The 19,512-nt window shown below is 63.3% G+C and carries 18 protein-coding genes; 6 read left to right on the top strand and 12 right to left on the bottom strand.

The window, feature by feature from the left end:
* The first annotated feature begins 173 nt into the window (after positions 1 to 173).
* The 3 genes from IFU00_09760 (at position 174) to IFU00_09750 (ending at position 3,272) form a co-directional block, all read left to right on the top strand.
* Positions 174 to 935, top strand: a complete 762-nt coding sequence (locus IFU00_09760) for a ZIP family zinc transporter (protein MBD8542567.1) — start codon at positions 174 to 176, stop codon at positions 933 to 935.
* 82 nt (positions 936 to 1,017) lie between these two features.
* Positions 1,018 to 2,595, top strand: coding sequence for a hybrid sensor histidine kinase/response regulator (locus tag IFU00_09755; protein MBD8542566.1), 1,578 nt, complete (start codon positions 1,018 to 1,020; stop codon positions 2,593 to 2,595).
* Between the two features lie 152 nt (positions 2,596 to 2,747).
* A complete protein-coding gene (locus IFU00_09750; protein MBD8542565.1) occupies positions 2,748 to 3,272 on the top strand; it encodes a PEP-CTERM sorting domain-containing protein in 525 nt (174 codons plus the stop codon).
* Between the two features lie 39 nt (positions 3,273 to 3,311).
* On the opposite strand, the gene IFU00_09745 is transcribed toward IFU00_09750, so the two are convergent.
* The 8 genes from IFU00_09745 to cyoA are packed head-to-tail and all read right to left on the bottom strand — an operon-like array spanning position 3,312 to position 10,530.
* The gene (locus tag IFU00_09745; GenBank protein ID MBD8542564.1) at positions 3,312 to 3,737 is read right to left on the bottom strand and encodes a c-type cytochrome; all 426 of its coding nucleotides are present in this window, start codon (positions 3,735 to 3,737) and stop codon (positions 3,312 to 3,314) included.
* A gap of 2 nt (positions 3,738 to 3,739) precedes the next feature.
* Complete coding sequence (locus IFU00_09740) at positions 3,740 to 4,279, bottom strand: response regulator transcription factor (protein MBD8542563.1); 540 nt, start codon at positions 4,277 to 4,279, stop codon at positions 3,740 to 3,742.
* Positions 4,266 to 5,615, bottom strand: a complete 1,350-nt coding sequence (locus IFU00_09735; GenBank protein ID MBD8542562.1) for a HAMP domain-containing histidine kinase — start codon at positions 5,613 to 5,615, stop codon at positions 4,266 to 4,268. Before IFU00_09735 ends, IFU00_09740 begins: the two co-directional genes overlap by 14 nt.
* A 51-nt stretch (positions 5,616 to 5,666) precedes the next feature.
* Positions 5,667 to 6,464, bottom strand: coding sequence for an SURF1 family protein (locus IFU00_09730; GenBank protein ID MBD8542561.1), 798 nt, complete (start codon positions 6,462 to 6,464; stop codon positions 5,667 to 5,669).
* Positions 6,465 to 6,496: 32 nt separating this feature from the next.
* Positions 6,497 to 6,883 carry a cytochrome o ubiquinol oxidase subunit IV gene (gene cyoD / locus IFU00_09725; protein MBD8542560.1) on the bottom strand — a complete coding sequence of 129 codons (387 nt, stop codon included), beginning with the start codon at positions 6,881 to 6,883 and terminating at the stop codon, positions 6,497 to 6,499.
* Positions 6,880 to 7,518 (bottom strand): cytochrome o ubiquinol oxidase subunit III, encoded by a 639-nt coding sequence (gene cyoC / locus IFU00_09720; protein ID MBD8542559.1) that lies wholly within the window; start codon positions 7,516 to 7,518, stop codon positions 6,880 to 6,882. The genes cyoD and cyoC overlap by 4 nt, the downstream gene beginning before the upstream one ends.
* Positions 7,511 to 9,520: a cytochrome o ubiquinol oxidase subunit I gene (gene cyoB, locus IFU00_09715; GenBank protein MBD8542558.1), complete on the bottom strand. Its 2,010-nt coding sequence runs from the start codon at positions 9,518 to 9,520 to the stop codon at positions 7,511 to 7,513. Before cyoB ends, cyoC begins: the two co-directional genes overlap by 8 nt.
* Before the next feature lie 2 nt (positions 9,521 to 9,522).
* Entirely contained in the window at positions 9,523 to 10,530 is a 1,008-nt protein-coding gene (cyoA, locus tag IFU00_09710; protein ID MBD8542557.1) for a ubiquinol oxidase subunit II, read from the bottom strand.
* 162 nt (positions 10,531 to 10,692) lie between these two features.
* On the opposite strand from cyoA, the gene IFU00_09705 reads away from it, so the two are divergent.
* From IFU00_09705 to IFU00_09695, 3 genes are all read left to right on the top strand, one after another.
* A complete protein-coding gene (locus tag IFU00_09705) occupies positions 10,693 to 12,033 on the top strand; it encodes an MFS transporter (GenBank protein MBD8542556.1) in 1,341 nt (446 codons plus the stop codon).
* Positions 12,034 to 12,377: 344 nt separating this feature from the next.
* A complete protein-coding gene (locus tag IFU00_09700; GenBank protein MBD8542555.1) occupies positions 12,378 to 13,217 on the top strand; it encodes a PhnD/SsuA/transferrin family substrate-binding protein in 840 nt (279 codons plus the stop codon).
* Positions 13,218 to 13,228: 11 nt separating this feature from the next.
* Positions 13,229 to 16,123: an EAL domain-containing protein gene (locus tag IFU00_09695; GenBank protein ID MBD8542554.1), complete on the top strand. Its 2,895-nt coding sequence runs from the start codon at positions 13,229 to 13,231 to the stop codon at positions 16,121 to 16,123.
* Between the two features lie 24 nt (positions 16,124 to 16,147).
* Here IFU00_09695 and IFU00_09690 read toward each other — a convergent pair whose 3' ends face one another.
* The 4 genes from IFU00_09690 to hppD form a co-directional block, all read right to left on the bottom strand.
* The gene (locus IFU00_09690) at positions 16,148 to 17,056 is read right to left on the bottom strand and encodes a ZIP family metal transporter (protein MBD8542553.1); all 909 of its coding nucleotides are present in this window, start codon (positions 17,054 to 17,056) and stop codon (positions 16,148 to 16,150) included.
* A gap of 186 nt (positions 17,057 to 17,242) precedes the next feature.
* On the bottom strand, positions 17,243 to 17,980 hold the full coding sequence (locus tag IFU00_09685) for an LrgB family protein (protein ID MBD8542552.1): 738 nt from the start codon (positions 17,978 to 17,980) through the stop codon (positions 17,243 to 17,245).
* Positions 17,973 to 18,329: a CidA/LrgA family protein gene (locus IFU00_09680; GenBank protein ID MBD8542551.1), complete on the bottom strand. Its 357-nt coding sequence runs from the start codon at positions 18,327 to 18,329 to the stop codon at positions 17,973 to 17,975. Before IFU00_09680 ends, IFU00_09685 begins: the two co-directional genes overlap by 8 nt.
* A 66-nt stretch (positions 18,330 to 18,395) precedes the next feature.
* Positions 18,396 to 19,505: a 4-hydroxyphenylpyruvate dioxygenase gene (hppD, locus tag IFU00_09675; GenBank protein MBD8542550.1), complete on the bottom strand. Its 1,110-nt coding sequence runs from the start codon at positions 19,503 to 19,505 to the stop codon at positions 18,396 to 18,398.
* Positions 19,506 to 19,512 lie beyond the last annotated feature (7 nt).

The raw sequence follows: 19,512 nt of genomic DNA, 5'->3' as shown, positions 1-19,512 counted from the left end.
ATGCGGGGGACGAAAAGAAGCGGTGCTGAGCGCCTCTTCGCTGATCGGGGCAAGGTGGCCGAACGACCCACTTGCCACGTCTCCATATTGCCCGAAAAGTATAATCAAGGCAACCTTATTTGTGCCAATGGACACGTGAGGATGCCGCACCCCCGAACACGACAGGAACACGTATGGAAATAGCAGGCTGGTTGCAGGCAGGTGGATGGGGATTGTTGGCCGGCGGCGCCCTGCTGCTTGGCGCCGGGATCGGGGTACGCTATGCGGTGCCCAAACGTCTGGTTGCGGCGATCATGGCGTTTGGCAGCGGCGTGCTGATCTCGGCGCTGTCGTTCGAGTTGATGGATGAAGCACTCGAAACCGGCGGGCTCGCCTCGACGGCGGCCGGCTTCGTCGTTGGCGCTGGCATCTATACAGGCGCCAACTGGCTGCTGGCACGCAAGGGTGCCAAGCACCGCAAGCGCTCCACGCCGCAGGAGGGCGCCGATCCCAAGGCGAAAGCCAGCGGCACGGCCATTGCCATCGGCGCCCTGCTGGACGGGATTCCCGAGTCGATCGTCATCGGCTTGTCGCTGCTTGGTGGCCAGGGTGTCAGCATGGCCATGGTGGCGGCGGTGTTCCTGTCGAACCTGCCAGAAGGGTTGTCCAGCGCAGCCGGGATGAAGCGCGCCGGCCATTCGACCGGCTATATCATGGGCATCTGGGCAGCGATTGCCGTGGCGTCCAGCCTGGCGGCGACGGTGGGCTTCACGGTGTTTCACCAGTTCCCGCCTGAAATGCTGGCGGCAATCACCGCGGTGGCAGCCGGGGGCGTGCTGGCGATGGTGGTCGACACGATGATCCCCGAGGCCTTCGATGAAACCCATGATTTTGCCGGCCTGATCGTCGCAGCGGGGTTTCTCGCTGCATTTACACTCAGCAAGCTTTCTTCGTGAACTTGCCGTGCATTACTGTTTATAATCACTCGTTCAAGCGACGCCACCTCCCCGGCGTCGCAACCCTCTTCCCATCCTGACTATGCAACCCCAGTTTTCCGGCGGCACCTGGCGCGACGGCGCGGCGCCGCTCGCACTGCGCTATCTGTTCGCGCTGTTCCTGTTCGTCGTGGCGCTGGCGGCCCGCTTCATGCTGGTGGACATCTTGCCGGCGCGCGGCTTCCCGTTCCTGTCGTTCTTCCCTGCGGTTCTGCTGGCGGCCTACCTGGCCGGTCTCGGGCCGGGCCTGCTGACCGCATTCCTGAGCACCTGGGCGGCCTGGGCATTCTTCATGGGCCCGCGTCTGGCGCCGGCCGCCATGGCGCATAGCGACCTGATCGCGCTGGTCTTTTTCGCGTCGATCCTGGTCGTCGACTGCCTCGTCATCGAGCGCATGAACCTGGCCATGCGCAAGCTGCGCACGACCGGCACCCGCTTGCGCGAAAGCGAAGATGCGCTGGTGGCGCGCCAGGCCGAGCTGAGCGAAGCGAACCGGCAAAAAGACGTCTTCATCGCGATGCTGGCGCACGAACTGCGCAATCCGCTGGCGCCAATCCTGTCGGCGGCCCAGCTGATCGCCATGCGCGCGGGCAATGATGAACCCCTGGCACGCGCCGCGGCCATCATCACGCGCCAGGGGCTGCAACTGACGCGACTGGTCGACGACCTGCTCGATGCATCCCGTATCCACTCGGCCAAGCTGACACTGCAGGTGGCGCCGGCCGACCTGCGTGACGTGATTGCCAGCGCGCTGGAAACGAGCGCGCCGATGATCGAACAATCGGCCGCCAACTTCCAGTTGACGCTGCCGCCGCAACGGATCCCTGTCGATGTCGACAGCACGCGCATCGCCCAGTGCGTGTCGAACCTGTTGCACAATGCCTTCAAGTTCTCGGCCAACCAGGGTGACATCCATCTGCACATCAGCACCGGGACCGACGGCATGGCGCGTATCCGGGTCACCGATACGGGCCGCGGCATTTCGCCGGACATGCTGCCCCGCCTGTTCGACATGTTCACGCAGGAAGGCCGCAGCGGCAACGATGGCAACAGTGGCCTGGGCATCGGCCTGGCGCTGACGCGCGACCTGGTCCTGCGCCACGGTGGCACGCTCACCGCGCACAGCGACGGCCACGGCCGGGGCGCATCGTTCGAGATCGCCCTGCCCCTGAGCACCGACGTGCACGCAACGGCCATCCCCGCGCCGGCGCTGGCCGCGCCCGAAGCACCCCGGCAGGGGCCGTCGGTGCTGGTCGTTGACGATAACGTCGATGCAGCCGAGCTGTTGCAGGCGCTGCTCGCATTGCATGGCTTCGACGTGAACATTGCCCATACCGGCGCCGCCGCCCTGGCCGCGCTGGCGCACGATCGCTACCGTGTGTTGCTGCTCGATATCGGCTTACCCGATATGTCCGGCTATGAGGTTGCCATTGCGGCACGCGCGCAAGGTTTGCTCGACGACGCTACGTTCATTGTCGCCCTGACCGGCTGGAGTGACGCCGAGTCGCGCCAGCGCTCGGTCGATGCCGGCATTGACCATCATCTGAACAAGCCGGTGCAGATGGAAGCACTGCTGAACCTGTTCGATGCGCGGGCATTGTCGACCAATCTTACAGTTTGATGACGCTACTACCGGTAGCTTGACGCAAGTACTTGTTGGTATTGAGGAATTTGAACAGGCATGTTCCGTGCTTATTGGATATCGCAACAGCAGTATGCGAAATTCGATGTCCCATGAATGTTCATCCAACCTTCACCACCACGGAGTGCTCTGTGAAACTGATCAAAAGCTTGAGGAATGTCGCCCTTGCCGCCATGCTGTTTTCTGCTGGCGTGGCCAATGCAGCGCTGTACCAGTTCCAGCTGACCGGTGACTACGCAGCCAGCTGGCAATTGAATTCGACGGTCTTGTCCGATCTCGCCGATGACGGCAAAAGCTTCGTCCTGTGGGACATTGCCGGCAATTTCCCCGACTCGTCGGAGGGCGTCGTGGACCTGGCCTTTTACAACGAGGCCATTGAGGGCGGCATGGAGATCATTGACTTCCATGGCAACAACTTGTTGTTCAGTGCCCTGGGGTTCCAGCTCTACACAGGTTCGGAAGACAATCCAACTTTCCGCCTGGGCACGTTTGCGCTGACCGAGTACCTGGGCGCTGGCAGATACTCCCTGACGGTCACGGATCTGGATGCACTGCCTGAACCACCGGTCGATGTACCGGAACCGGCCAGTGCTGCGCTGCTGCTCGGCGGCCTGGGCGTCATGCTAGCAGCGCGCAAGTGGCGCCAGGCCAGGTAAGCATCGTACGACTGGCAAGGCTGCGCTGAACCAGCCTTGCTATCTTTTCGGCGCTGGCGACGCAGCCACCGCACCCTGCGTGCGCAGGTACGCCACGATCTCGGCGGCCTGCCTCTCGCTCATGAAGCTGAGAAAGCGCATTTTGTTACCCGGCACGACCTTTTCACTGTCGCGAATGAACGCGACCAGATTCTGCTCGTTCCAGACGAAGCCCGCCTTCTTCAACGCCGGCGAGTAGGCATACGCAGGCGCGCTGCCCGCCTTGCGGCCCACGATCCCGTTCAATTGCGGCCCGAAGCCATTGCGGGCACCCGCGCCGACCTCGTGACAGTTGGTACAGCGCGCGAACAGCCGGCGGCCGGCATCCACCTGGGCCTGCGCTGGTGCCGATGCGGGTGCCGGTGCCGCCAGCGCCTCGGCCCCCGTTCCCAGCAACAGCGCGACACCGATGATGAGCGCGCGCATGATCACTTCACCCGCTGCTTCTCGAGCTTGCGCGCCAGTGTGCGGCGATGCATGCCCAGCCGGCGCGCGGCCTCGGAGATATTGAAATCGGTCTCGGCCAGCACGGCGTGGATGCGTTCCCATTCCAGCGTCTTGATCGACGTCGAGCGGTTGGTGACCTCGATTTCGGCGCTGCCGGCCACATGCCCGAACGCCGCCTCGATATCGTCGGCGTCGGATGGCTTGGCCAGGTACTGGACAGCGCCGAGCTTGATCGCTTCGACCGCAGTGGCGATGCTGGCAAAGCCCGTCAGCACCACGATGAGCATGTCGGGATCGTGGTCATGCAGCAGTTGCACGCAGGCCAGGCCCGAGGTCTGGCCCTTGAGCTTCAGGTCGACCACGGCGTAGCCGGGATTGTGCTGGGCCAGGATGGCGGCCGCTTCGTCATGGCCGGTGGCGCCCAGCACGCGGTAACCGCGCCGCTCGAACGAACGGCTCAGGGTGCGTGCGAAGGCTTCGTCGTCTTCAATGATGAGCAGCAGCGGCTCAGGGTTCGGCATCGTTCAGCTCCTCTTCCAGTTCAATGGCCGACATCGGCAATCGCAGCATGACCACGGCGCCGCCTTCCGGCCGGTTGGTCGCCGTCACCGTGCCGCCGAGTTTGCGTACGACGTTCACGGCCAGGAACAGTCCCAGGCCACCACCGGGCTTGCCCTTGGTGGACTGGTAGGGTTTGCCGAATTGCGCCAGCATGCTGGGCGCAAAGCCGGGACCACGGTCGAGCACGGACAGCACCAGCGTACGCTCGTCGATGTGCGCATCGAAGCAGACCCAGTCGGGCGAGGCTTCCAGCGCATTGTCGAGCAGGTTGTCGACCGTCTGGCGCAGCGCCGAGTCGCTCGCCACCGGCCAGTCGTCGGCGATGCGGTTATTGTACGTGAAAGCGCGCACCGGGCGGCTGGCCTGCCAGCGTTCAACCAGGCCATCGAGAAAGCCCCGCACCGTCGTGCGTTCGGCCGATTCGCCGCGCGCTTCGCCGGCCGAGAGCAGGATGCCGCTGACGATCGACTTGCAGCGCTTGAGCTGCGTCTGCATCTCGGTCAGTTCGCCCAGCAGCTCGGCGTCGTCACGAAACGCGGGCATGCGCTTCCAGTCGCCCAGGATTACCGAGACGGTCGACAGCGGCGTGCCCAGTTCATGCGCGGCGCCGCTGGCAAGCAGGCCCATGCGCACGATGTGTTCTTCCTCGGCCGCGCTCTGGCGCAGCGCGGCCAGCTGTGTCGCCTTGTCGCGCACATTGTCCGAAATGCGCGAGACGAACATCACCAGCAGCCCGGCATTGAGCGCGAAGCAGACCAGCAAGCCCTGGACATACAGGCTGCCGATCCCGCGCTCGTGGTCAAACGGCAGCGCGAGCGGTTCGGCGAACGCCGCCAGCCCCGCCATGCACGTGATCGTGATGGCGACGATGCTCCAGGTCCACAGCACGTCGAGCAGCACGGCCGAGACGATGACCTGCAGCAGGTACAGGAATGCAAAGGGATTGGTGGTGCCGCCGGACAGGTACAGCAGCACGGTCAGGCTCGAGACGTCAACCAGGATGGCCATGAACATCTCGCCATTGGAGACTGGCCGGCGTTCGTGCCAGCGCAGGTGGCTGGCGATATTGAAGGCAATCAGGCATGAGAGCACCTGCAGCATGTGCACCAGCGGCAGCGCGATCCCGAACAGCAGGATCGCGGCGGCGATCGTGGTGACCTGGCCGATGACGGCGATCCAGCGCAGCTCGATCAGCTGCAGCATGTTCTTGTGGCCGGCGGCGAATTCCACGTTCGCAGCCGCCGCCGACGGCGACGTGCGCGCCGCCCTGGCGAAGAAATCCAGCGGAGATTGCATCGAAACCCGTCCGTTCAATGCCCCGTGCGCGGCAATGCGGCCGGAGCGTCTTTAGTCGTTGGCGTCGCGGGAGCGCTTCGCCTCGTAGCGGGCCACCCACCACCAGGCTGCGGCCACCATGAGGGCGAGAGCATACCAAGTCAGCGCGTACACGAGGTGATTATTTGGGAACGAGATGACGGTCAGGCCGCCCACGGCGCGCTCGGGCGCAGACGCAGGATCCTGGTTCTTGCCGGCATCGACGAAAAACGGCGCCGTGCGGGCCGGGTCGAAGCCGCGCGCGGCGGTCAAGGCGATGATGTCGCGCGAATACCAGCGGTTGCCGACCGGGTCGTTGTCGCGCAGGAAGCCGCCTTTGGGCTCGCTGATGCGCAGCAAGCCGGTCAGCGCCACTGGCTCGCCCGGGGCGGCGCAGGCGTCCGGCCCGGCGGTGCGCGCCGGGAAGCGCGTGGCGATATCGCCCGATGACGGGATGAAGCCGCGGTTGACAAACACGATGTGGCCCTCGTCCGTGCAGAACGGCGTGAGCAGCCAGAAGCCCGCGCCCAGCTCGGACAGCGCCTGGACGGGTGCGGTGTATTGGTAGAGATAGTGACCCGACAGGGCAACGGCCCGGTATTCGTCGGATTCCTTGGAAATCTGCGGCCACTGCGCCACCGGAGGAAGCGCAGCAGGCGCCGCATGAACGCGTGCATCGACGCGTTCAATCAGGTCCAGTTTCCATTGCAGGCGAAACACCTGCCAGGTCCCCAGAACTGCAAACAGCACGAGCAGCAGCAAGGCCAGCACCGTCACCAGGCGTCGCACGAAAGGCGAGCGCCGTGGCGGGGGCTGATCTTGCGCCGACAGGGTCGGCGGCTGCTGCGCGTGCGTCACCACGGTCAGGTCATGTCGGAGGTGTTTTCAGCACCCATGCCCGGCATCATGTTGGTGTTCATGTGGTGCATGACCCAGATCGAGCCCGACATCACGATGACCAGCAGAACCAGCGTCAGGACCAGCGCCATCATGTTCCAGCCGCCTTCAGCCTTCGAATTCAAGTGAAGGAAGTAGACCATCTGGACCACCAGCTGGACCGCGGCGAAGCCGAGGATGACCCAGCGGGTCATGTCCGGGGCCAGCACATTGCCCATCACCAGCCAGAACGGAATCGCGGTGAGGATCAGCGACAGGACGAAGCCGATCGCGTAATCCTTGCCACTGTAGTGGATCTGGTAGCTGTCATGACCATGATGACCATGGTCGTGCTCGTTATGATGATCGCTCATGGCAGCACTCCCATCAGGTAGACAAAGGTAAACACGAAGATCCAGACCAGATCCAGGAAGTGCCAGAACAGCGACAGGCAAGCCAGGCGACGGAAGTTTTCCGGGGTCAGGCCGTGCTTGGACAGCTGCACGAACAGGGTCACCAGCCACACGATGCCGAACAGCACGTGCAGACCGTGGGTACCGACCAGCGAGAAGAACGCGGTCAGGAAGCCCGAACGCTGTGGGCCGGCGCCCAGGTGGATCAGGTGCTGGAATTCATAGATTTCCAGCGACAGGAACGCCACGCCCAGGAGGCCCGTGGCGATCAGCCACAGCTTGGTCTTGCCCACGTTCTTGGCTTGCGCCGCGATCATGGCCATGCCGAAGGTGATCGACGACACCAGCAGGAACGCGGTATTGAGCGCGATCAGCGGCAGCTCGAACAGCTCGGCGCCGGTCGGGCCGCCCGCATAGTTGCGGCCCAGCACGGCGTAGCTGGCGAAGAGCGATGCGAACAGCAGGCAGTCGCTCATCAGGTAGAGCCAGAAGCCGAGCAACGTGCCCTGCTCCGGGTGGTGCTCCCGCGCCATGTAGCGCGCGGTCACTTCGGCGGGTGTCATCCCGCCTGTCATGGTTGCTTTAATTTCAGACATGGCTTTCCAGCATACGAGTACGTGCGGTTTCGGTCTTCAGGACTTCTTCAGCCGGAATGTAGAAATCGCGTTTGTAGTTGAAGGTATGGGCAATGATCGTACCGAGCAGGACGATGAACGCCCCGATCACGAGAGCCCACATATGCCAGATGATGGCAAAGCCGACCGCGCACGCCAGTGCCGAGATCACGAAACCGGCCCAGGTGTTCTTGGGCATGTGGATCGCGACGAAATCGGCGAGCGGACGCTGGTAACCGTTCTTTTTCATGTCGGCGAAGGTGTCGTTGTCGTGCACCACCGGCGTGAACGCGAAGTTGTAGTCAGGCGGTGGCGACGAGGTCGACCACTCCAGCGTACGGCCATCCCACGGATCGCCCGTGAAATCGCGCAGACGTGCGGTGTTGCGGTCACGGAAGCTGACATACAGTTGCATCAGCAGCGCGCCGATACCACCAGCGATCATCAGGGTGCCCAGGAACGAAATCTGGAACAGCCACTGGACCGACATGTCATCGAAGTGACTCACGCGGCGGGTGTAGCCCATGAAGCCCAGGATGTACGGCGGCGTGAACGCGACCCAGAAACCGATCGACCAGAGCCAGAACGACACGGTGCCCCAGAATTTGTCGAGCTTGTAGCCGAACGCTTTCGGGAACCAGTAGTTCAGGCCCGCGAAGATACCGAACACCACGCCACCGATAATCACGTTGTGGAAGTGGGCGATCAGGAACAGCGAGTTGTGCAGCACGAAGTCGGCTGCAGGAATCGCCAGCATCACGCCGGTCATGCCGCCGATGGTGAAGGTCAGCATGAACGAAATCGTCCACATCATCGGCAGTTCGAAGCGGATACGGCCGCGGTACATCGTGAACAGCCAGTTGAACAGCTTCGCGCCGGTCGGGATCGAGATGATCATCGTCGTGATGCCGAAGAACGCATTGACGCTGGCGCCCGAACCCATCGTGAAGAAGTGGTGCAGCCAGACCAGGTACGACAGCACCATGATGACGCAGGTCGCGTAGACCATCGAGGTGTAGCCGAACAGGCGCTTGCCGCAGAAGGTCGAGACCACTTCGGAGAAGATACCGAACGCTGGCAGGATCAGGATGTAGACCTCAGGGTGACCCCAGATCCAGATCAGGTTCACGTACATCATCGCGTTGCCGCCACGGTCGTTCGTGAAGAACGCGGTGTCGAACAGGCGGTCCATGCCCAGCATGGCGAGCACGGCGGTCAGGATCGGGAAGGTCACGACGATCAGGATGTTGGTGCACAGCGAGGTCCAGACGAAGACTGGCATCTTCATCAGGCCCATGCCCGGTGCGCGCATCTTGATGATGGTGACGATCAGGTTCACGCCGGACAGCAAGGTACCGACACCCGCGATCTGCAATGACCAGATGTAGTAGTCGACGCCCACCCCCGGACTGGCCAGGATGCCCGACAGCGGCGGATACGCGAGCCAGCCGGTACGTGCGAATTCACCGACGAACAGCGACGCCATGATCAGCACGGCGCCCATCGTGGTCATCCAGAACGAGAAGTTGTTCAGGAACGGGAAGGCCACGTCGCGCGCACCGATCTGCAGTGGCACCACGTAGTTCATCAGACCCGTCACGAACGGCATCGCCACGAAGAAGATCATGATCACGCCGTGGGCGGTGAAGACCTGGTCGTAGTGGTGTGGCGGCAGGAAGCCGGCGTTGTCGCCAAAGGCGAGCGCCTGCTGGGCACGCATCATCAGGGCGTCGGCAAAGCCGCGCAGTAGCATGACCAGACCGAGGATCATGTACATGATGCCGATTTTCTTGTGGTCGATACTGGTGATCCAGTCTTTCCACAACGAGCCCCACAGGCGGAAGTAGGTCAGGATGCCCACGAGGGCAACACCGCCTACGATCACACCTGCGAAGGTAGCAAGCAGGATCGGCTCATGGAAGGGAATCGCGTCCCAGCCAAGCCGACCGAAGATAAACTTCGTCAAGTCGAAAGTGTCTTGCATGGTTACTTCTTCACAGTGTTAAAAGGGGCGACGCACATTTCCAGTGCCTCGGCCAGCATGGACTTGCCATCCTTCGGCAGCTGGCGGATGGCCGCGGCCATTTCGTTGCGCTTGTGATCCTCGTGCATTTGCTGGTTCATGCACATGGTGCCTTCAGCAACGCAGCGGTTCAGGATGCGGTTGAACAGCGCAGGCTCGACCTGTGCGTAATGGCGCACCGGCTCCTTGGCGGTCGGTTTTTCGAGCACCATGTAGTCAGCGCGGTCGAGCACTTCGGTACCGGTCTTCATTTCCTTGACCCAGGTGTCGAAATCGGCCTGCGTCACGCCCTTGTAGGCAAACTTCATGTGCGAGAAACCATCGCCGCTGAAGTTGGCCGACAGGCCGCGATAATCGCCGGTCTTGTTCAGCACCGCGTTCAGTTCCGTTTCCATGCCCGGCATCGCGTAGATCATGCCAGCCAGGGTCGGGATGTAGAACGTGTTCATCACGGTCGACGACGTGATCTTGAAGCGCACTGGCACGTCGATCGGGGTCACCAGGTGATTGACCGATGCAATGCCCTGCTCTGGATAAATGAACAGCCATTTCCAGTCCAGCGCCACCACTTGCACTTCCAGTGGCTTGACCGACGCGGCGAGCGGCCGGTTGGCATCGATGCGGTCGAGCGGACGGTACGGATCGAGCTTGTGGGTACTGACCCAGGTAATCAGGCCCAGCACGATGATGATCAGGAGCGGTGCGCCCCAGATAATCAGCTCGAGCTTGGTCGAGTGGTCCCAGTCAGGTTCGTAGGCCGCGTTGGCGCCCTTGCGGTAGCGCCAGGCGAACCAGACGACCAGCAACATCACCGGAATGATGATGATCAACATTAATAGAACCGATATGACGATCAGATCGGCCTGCTGCTTTGCTATATCGCCGGTGGGATTCATTACAACGGTATTGCAGCCAGCAAGCGCTGCAAGAAGAAGTAATGGCAGTCCGCGGCGGACAATTTGTGGAATCATGCTAGGTATCTAACGTTACATGGAGGGAGAGCATGCTACTGTACTGCCAACGGTCGTCAAAGAACATTGGACAGTTTGTCCCACCCTTTGCCATAATGCAATTTTAACAATAGTGTTACCCACAATAGTGGCGACCGCGACACGACTTTTGGAGAATTAACCATGCACAGCACTACCCACGGCAGCGACGACGCCGCTCCAATCACGAGCCCGAACAGCGGCGCACGCAATATCAACGCCCGCGACGAACACATCTCCCCCGGCGACATCGCCGTCGGCGTCATTGTCGGTCGTTCAGCGGAGTACTTCGAATTCTTCGTGTATGCCATCGCTTCGGTGCTGGTGTTCCCGTCGATCTTCTTCCCGTTTGCCGATCGCCTCGAAGGCACACTGTACGCCTTTGTCATTTTCGCGTTCGCATTCATCGCGCGTCCGTTCGGCACGCTGCTCTTCATGTGGATCCAGAAACGCTGGAGCCTCGACATGAAACTGCTGATCGCGCTGTTCATGATGGGTACCTGCACCGTCGTCATCGCCCTGCTCCCGAGCTACAGCGAAATCGGCGGCGCCGCCATCGTGATGCTGGCACTGCTGCGCATCGGCCAAGGCCTGGCCCAGGGCGGTTCGTGGGATGGTCTGCCATCGCTGCTGGCCCTGTCCGCACCTGAAGGCAAGCGTGGCTGGTACGCGATGCTGGGTCAGCTGAGCGCACCGCTCGGCTTCGTCATCGCCGCCGGCGTGTTCGCTTACCTGATCGGCAACCTGTCGCAGGAAGACTTCCTGACCTGGGGCTGGCGCTTCCCGTTCTTCGTCGCCTTCGCCATCAACGTCGTTGGCCTGTTCGCCCGCCTGCGCCTGGTTTCGACCACCGAATACGCACGCCTGCTGGACACCAACCACATGACGCCTGCCCCGGTCGGCGAACTGATGCGCAATCAGGGTACCAACATCATCATCGGTGCCATGACCGCACTGGCCAGCTACGCGCTGTTCCACCTGGTGACCGTGTTCCCGCTGTCGTGGATCCAGTTGTATGATACGCGCCCTGTCGAATCGTTCCTGCTGGTCCAGATGGGCGGCGCTGTCCTGGCTGCGCTGGGTATCCTGGCCTCGGGCTATATCGCTGACAAGGTCGGTCGTCGCACCACGCTCGGTACGCTGGCGGCACTGATCGCGCTGTTCTCGGTCTTCGTGCCATCGCTGATCGACGGCGGTACCGCTGGCCAGAACACCTTCATCCTGGTCGGCTTCACCCTGCTGGGCCTGTCGTATGGCCAGGCCGCGGGCGCCACGACGTCGAACTTCCAGAAGCACTTCCGCTACACCGGTGCGGCACTGACGTCGGATCTGGCATGGCTGGTCGGCGCAGCATTCGCGCCGCTGGTTGCGCTGGGTCTGTCGGCCAACTTCGGCCTCGGCTACGTCAGCCTGTACCTGCTGTCGGCAGCAGTGGCCACGCTGGCTGCGCTGAGCCTCAACCGCAAGCTGGAAATCCGTGACTGATCTGCCTTGCTCTTTTTCGCAGTAACAACAACGGCCCTTCGGGGCCGTTGTTGTTTTTGGCTGCACGCACAGGACATGAACCGATTAAGTTATTGAATGCAACATTGCATTACAGCCAGCAATGTTGGCTAATGGTATGATCTTCACAGCTGGAACGCATGTGCCTTAACGGCCCGCGCTACAGTGACCCGTTCGCGCATCCATCGACGGATGGCGACGCTGGCGCACTGTGCCTCACCGCTACCGCGCGCCCGGCTTGTCTGCCGCATGGCACGACATCACGGAGCCCAGCCCGGCACCCGGGACGTGGCCGTATTTCATCTTGTCCTCACGATCGCACAATCATGAATCTGCATCTGTCACTGCTGGCTGGCGCCTTTTTCGTCACGCAATCGGCTGTCGCCGCTCCACCGGCCTGCTACAATTTTTCACCGGTCAATCAGTTCAATGTCCAGGTATCGGCCAGCTTCTGGAATCCGATCATCAGCTACGTATCGACCCGCAGCAAGGTCTGCATGAAGCTCAAGCTGGGTCGCACCTCCGCCGACACGACCAGTTTCGTGCTGGCGCGCGAAGTCGACTTCGCCTTTACCAACCACCTGTTCAGTCCCGACCGGGAAAAGATGGGTTGGACCGTGTTCGGGCGCCGCAACTCGCCGCCGGTGCACGCACAGATCGTGGTGCCGGTCGATTCGCCGATCAGGGATATCAAGGAACTGGCCGGCGCCGCCGTGAGTTTTCCGGGCCCGGAAGCGCTGGTGGCCTACAAGGTCAATTATGCGCAGCTGCTGCGCGCCGACATCCCGATTAACGTCGTGTTCGCCGGCAACCAGGACGCTGCGTTCACGCAGCTGTTCGCCGGCATGGTCAAGGCGGTCGGCGCAAATTCGCAGCTGGTGGCCAACTGGCGCGGCCGCGAAGGCAGCGCATTCCGCGTGCTGTGGACGTCGGCGCCATTCAATGATCTGGCGCTGATGGCCTCGCCACGGGTGCCGGCGGAGCAGGTGCGCGCCGTCGCCAATGCCTTCCTCACGATGCACAACGATCCGGAAGGCAAGCGCGTGCTCGCCGAATCGGGCGCGCTGATCCACGCTCCGGTACCGCTGTCGTTCGTGGCCGCCAGCCAGGCCGACTATGCCAGCTACCGCACGTTCTATGCCGACGCGCCGGCCAGCCTGCGGTGACACCTTTTGCCATGACATTTGCTCCGCTGCGCCTGCTCAAGCGCGTCTTCCTGCCGCGCTCCCTGATGGGCCGCGTATTCGGCGTGTTCGCGGCCACGATGCTGCTCCTGATGGTGGCGGGCCTGGGCATGTTTTACCGCTACCAGTACCTGCAGCACATCGAAGAGACACAGGACAATGCGCTGATGCTGCTCGAGGCGGTGATCCAGCCGATCGAAGAAAGCGTCGTCATTGGCGATTACGACACGGTCAAGCGCACGCTGGGCAAGATGCTCGTCAAGTCACCGTTCCAGCGCGCCCAGTTCCTCGAAGTCGGTGGTGGCGCGATCAGCCTGGAGGCGCAGGCAAGCCAGTACGCAGCGCCGCCCGACTGGTTCACGGCGCTGATCGTCGAGCGGTTCTACGATGTCAACCGGGTCATCACGGTCGGTGGCAAGGACTATGGCGTCATGCGCCTGTCGTTCGACGTGACCAGACTGGCAGCGCAGCTCTGGCAGCTCATCATCGAAACGGCCGCGGTGGCCCTGGTGCTGGCCTCGGCCAGCCTGTTGATGATGCGCGTGCTGCTGCGCCGCTGGCTGGACCGTCTCGGTGGCCTGCGCGCTTTTGAGCATGATGTCGCCGCGGGCCTGGTCACTGCCGAGGCGCCACTGCACGACGATGCGCCGCTCGAGATCCAGGAAGCGATCCTGGCCGTCAACCGCGGCACTGCCAGCCTGCGGGTGCAGTATGGCGAGCGCATCGAGCTCCTGATGAATTCGCTCGTGCAGCACAAGAGTGCGATGGACCAGGCCGCGATCGTGTCCGAGATCGATGTCGACGGCCGCATCGCCGTCGTCAACGACCAGTTCATCGCCAACAGTGGCCTGTCCCGCGACGAGGTCGTCGGCCAGCCGCTGGCGCACCTGACCATCCCCGGCCCGGCGCCGGCCTGGACACCCGGACCGACTGTATGGAAAGGCGACGTGACGATCGCCGGGCGCGACCGCACGCTGCAATGGCACCGCACGATCGTGCCGATGTTCGATGCGGGCGGCACGGTGCGCTATATCTGTATCGATATCGACATCACCGAGCGCAAGGCCTTCGAGCGCACGATCCTGGCCACGGCGCGGCGCGAAAACCTGATCGCCGAGCTGGGCCGCGTGGCCCTGACGGCCACCGACCTGCACCACGTGTTCCGGGAGGCCATTCAGGCTGCGGCGGGCGGCCTGGACGCGCCGAGCGCAGCGCTGTTTTCACTGGAACCGGCGCCGATCGGACGCTCACTGGTGATTCAGGCGGGTAGCGGCGCCCTGGCCTCGGCCACCGGCTTTGCCCTTGACTGCCCGCTGGGTCCCATGCCACAACAAAAGCCGGCCGACCTGCTGCGGCCGCTGTTCGCGACCGTCGGGGCTGTCTACCAGGTCCGCAGCAGCGTCGATGCCTGCGTGATTTGCACGGAAAGTCCGTTCGGCGTGCTGGGTGTGTTCACCGACGACAACCGCCAGTTCGGCCCGGACGACCGCAACTTCTTGCGCAGCATCGCGCACATCCTGGCCACCACGATCGAGCGCCACACGGCCCAGCAGCGCCTGACCTATCTGGCGCAATACGATGCGTTGACCGACCTGCCGAACCGGCGCTACCTGTCCGAATCGCTCGACCTGGCCATCGGAGCGGCCGCCGCACAGGAACGCCGCGCCGGCGTCATGTTCATCGACCTCGACCACTTCAAGAAAGTCAACGACATGCTGGGGCATGGCGTCGGCGACCAGTTGCTGGTACTGGCCACCAAACGCCTGCAAGCCTGTGCCAGGCCCGGCGATCTGGTCGCGCGGCTCGGTGGCGACGAATTCGCCCTGATCCTGCCCGATGTCGTGGAAGACGGCGACATTGCCACACTGTGCACCGGCATCATCGATGCGCTGGCGGCGCCCTTCCTGCTGCAGGGCCAGCAATTGTTCGTCTCGGCCAGCATCGGCATCGCACGCTACCCGGAAGACGGTGCCAATGCGGAGGCGCTGCTCAAGAGCGCCGATACGGCCATGTATGCGGCCAAACACAATGGCCGTGGCAATTTCCAGTTTTTCAGCGCAGCCATGCACGATGCAACCACCCAGCGCATCAAGCTCGAAGCCGAGCTGCACCAGGCGCTGGCGCGTGGCGAATTCCTGCTCCACTATCAGCCGAAGCTGGACCTTGCCACCGGCAGGACGAGCGGCTTCGAGGCGCTGCTGCGCTGGAACCACCCGCAGCGCGGCCTCGTGCCGCCGCTCGAATTCATCTCGGTCCTCGAAGACACGGGGCTGATCATCGCGGTCGGCGAGTGGGTCGTGACGGAAGTCTGCCGCCAGCTTGGCGCTTGGCGCGCCGACGGCTTCCCCGTCGTGCCAGTCGCGATCAATCTGTCGGCGCGCCAGCTCGAGCAGGACGACCTGGCAGCAACGATCGAGCACATCGTGACCGCCAGCGGCATCGCGCCGGCACTGCTCGAGTTCGAGCTCACCGAATCGATGCTGATGGTGAACCCGGATGCCGCAGTGGCGATCCTGGGACGGATCAAGGCACTGGGCATGCGCCTGTCCATTGACGATTTCGGCACCGGCTATTCGAGCCTCGCGTATCTGAAGCGCTTCCCGCTCGATGCGCTGAAGATCGACCGTACCTTCGTGCGCGACCTGCCGCATGACAGCGACGACGCCGCGATCACCCGCGCCGTCATCAACCTGGCGCACAGCCTGAATCTGAAGGTGGTGGCAGAAGGCGTGGAAAATCTCGAGCAGTTGTGCGAGCTCAAGCGCTTTGGCTGCAACGAAATCCAGGGCTATTATGTCGATCGGCCACTGGTGCCGGCCCACTGTTTCATTCGTACTGACAGTGCGCCACCGATGGGAACGCAGCGCAACGCCGCACTGGTGATGTAACGCGGGCTGGTGGTCGCCAGCCGATCAGGCCAGCGCCGTATCGAGCACCGTCATCACGATGAATCCGATGACCAGTGCAATGCTGGCCTGGGTACCATTGCCCGACTGGCGCGATTCGGGAATCACGTCGTTGACGATGACGAGCAGCATGGCGCCGGCAGCGGCAGCCAGCGCATACGGCAGCAGGCCGGCAGCGATACCGATGAGCGCGACGCCGAACACGGCAGCGATTGGCTCGATCAGCCCCGACACGATGCCCATGCCGACGGCGGCAAGGCGGCTGTAACCAACGGAATGCAGCGCCAGCGCCACGACCAGGCCCTCGGGCACGTCCTGGATCGATACACCGGTGGCCAGTGACGTGGCTTTTTCCAGGTCGATGCCAGCAAAGGCGACGCCAATGGCCAGGCCTTCCGGCAGGTTATGCAGCGCGACCGCCCACACGAACAGCCATGCGCGCCGCAGCGAGACCTGGTCGGGATCGGTGGAAAGGATGCCGTCGGTATGGACCGCGCGGCTCATCAGCAGGATCGCGCCAGCACCGGCCAGGATGCCCGCGCCGACCATCAGGCTGGATTCCCAGCTGCCCGCCCCGGCAGACGAGGCTGCGTTCAAGGCTGGAATCACGAGCGAAAACGCGGTGGCGCCCAGCATGACGCCGGCGCCGAAACCGAGGAATGAATCGTAGGTACGACGAGAAAAATTCTGTGCAAACAAGACGGGCAACGTGCCAAGCGCGGTGGCTGCTGCCGCCGCGCTGCCACCCAGCAAGGCGGCCAGCATCTTCGGATTGGCATTCATGAACTGCTCGATCATGCTGCCGATCAGGATAAACAGGACAACGGTACAGATACCGAAACCGATCGCGCGACGTGGGGTGAGCCAGCTCGGCATGCCACGGTGTGGTGGGGCTTTCTCGATTTGACTATCCATGCGGCTTCCTGTAACTGATTGCCGGCTGCGAAACAGGGTGCGGCCGCCGGCGCGGTATCGTCGAGCGGACCACAGCGGGACACCGTCATCGGCTGACCCATTGCATTTACGCTACTACAACCTATCGTACCACCGGATGCGAATTGCATCGTGCCCGATTCAGAACCCGTGTCCGGCACTGCGCCACTAGCCGATCCAGCGGATCACGAGCGGCACCAGCCAGGGTGCGAGCAGCGCCGTCAGCGCACCATTGAGCCCCATCGCGAGTCCCGCAAACGCCCCCATCTCGGGGCTGAGCTGGAACGCACGCGCCGTGCCGATCCCGTGCGCGGCCAGCCCCATCGCGAACCCGCGCGCCGCGTCCGAGCGCACGCGCAGTCCATGAAACAGCCAGGTGGAAAATATCGCACCAAAGATGCCCGTGCCAATCACCAGCGCGGCGGTCAGGGAAGGCAGGCCGCCCAGCCGCTCGGCCACGGCCATCGCAATTGGCGACGTGACCGACTTGGGTGCGAGCGTCGCGATCAGCGCAGGCGTGGCGCCCAGCAACTGCGCCACGACGACCACCGAGACGATGGCCGTCACGCAGCCAGCGAGCAGCGCCGCCGTCAGCGGCAGCCAGTGCTGGCGCAGTCGCGGCAGCTGGCGCACCAGCGGCACGGCCAGCGCCACAGTCGCCGGGCCGAGCAGGAAGTGGACGAACTGCGCGCCGGCGAAATACCGCTCGTACGACATGCCGGACAAGCTCAGGATGCCCACGACGATGGCAATCGCGATGGCGACCGGGTTGGCGATCGGCGCGCCTTTGCACCAGGCGCCGATGCGCTGCGCGGCCAGATAGGCGCACAGTGTCATGGTCAGGCCCAGCAAGGGTGAGGCTGCCAGGTAGACCCAGAATTGGTGCAAGCCGGCGAAATCAGGCATCGTGATCTTTCGCCCGTTCGCCCTTCATGCCACGCAGCAGCAGGCCCGTGACAGCCAGTGCCATCAGCGTGCTGACGACAACCGACGCGACAATCGCCAGCCAGTGACCGCTGCCGCTGGCGGCAGCGGTCACGATGCCCACGCCGGCCGGCACGAACAGCAGCGACAGGTGGGCCAGCAGCGCATTGGCGGCCTGTTCGACCAGCAACTGCAATTTGGGGAACACGATCAGCGCAGCCACCAGCAGCAACATGCCAGCCACGGGGCCGGGCAGCGGCAGGCGCAGCACGAATACGACGCCCTCCCCCAGGCACTGAAATAACAACAACACCGCAAACGCCGCCAGCATGCTTTCTCCTTTACGCAAGACGGCGGCCAGGGGCCGCCGCAAACACGCAGGATAGCAAATTACGGATCAGGCGGCGGTCGTCGCCTCGCTGGCGGCGCCGAGAGCGCCGCGCTTGACCTGGTCGCGCTCGATCGACTCGAACAGCGCCTTGAAATTGCCTTCGCCGAAGCCGTCGTCACCCTTGCGCTGGATGAATTCGAAGAACACCGGGCCCAGCTGCGCCACGCCGAAGATCTGCACCAGCAGGCGTGCCTTGCCGTCCGTGACCGTGCCATCGAGCAGCAGGCCGCGCATCTTGAGCTGCTCGGCGTCTTCGCCGTGGCCGGGAATGCGCTCGTCGAGCATTTCGTAGTACGTTTCAGGCGGCGCCGTCATCAAAGGCACGCCGGCCGCGCGCAGGCTGTCGACCGTGGCGATCAGGTCGTCGCTCAGCAGCGCGATGTGCTGGATGCCTTCGCCGTTGAACTGCATCAGGAATTCTTCGATCTGGCCACCGCCCGCCTTGCCTTCTTCGTTCAGCGGGATGCGGATCATGCCGTCCGGCGCGGTCATCGCCTTCGAGGTCAGGCCCGTGTACTCACCCTTGATGTCGAAGTAGCGGATCTCACGGAAGTTGAACAGCTTCTCGTAGAAGCCGGCCCAGTACGACATGCGGCCGCGGTACACATTGTGCGTCAGGTGATCGATGATCTTCAGGCCGTGACCCTCGGGGTTGCGCGGCGCGCCGTCGATGAACTTGAAGTCGATGTCATAGATCGATTTGCCGATGGTGTCGCCTTCGTCGAAGCGGTCGATCAGGTACAGCGGCGCGCCGCCAATGCCGCGGATTGCCGGCAGGCGCAGCTCCATCGGGCCGGTGGGAATCTCGACCGCCTGCGCGCCCAGTTCCAGCGCTCTGGCATAGGCCTTGTGCGCATCGCGCACGCGAAACGCCATGCCGCAGGCCGACGGGCCATGCTCGGCCGCGAAGTAGGCGGCGTAGCTTTTCGGCTCGTTGTTGATGATGAAGTTGATGCCGCCCTGGCGATACAGCGCGACGTCCTTCGAGCGGTGCACGGCCACCTTGGTAAAGCCCAGCGCCTCGAACACGGGTTCGAGCACGCCCGGGGTTGGCGAAGCGAACTCGACGAATTCGAAGCCCATCAGGCCCATGGGATTGTCAAACAGATCTGCCATTGTCTCT

The sequence above is a fragment of the Oxalobacteraceae sp. CFBP 8761 genome (genome assembly GCA_014841595.1).
Taxonomy (GTDB): domain Bacteria; phylum Pseudomonadota; class Gammaproteobacteria; order Burkholderiales; family Burkholderiaceae_D; genus Telluria.
Note: the sequence above shows the minus strand (reverse complement) of the source record. Positions and strands in the feature narration are given on the sequence as shown.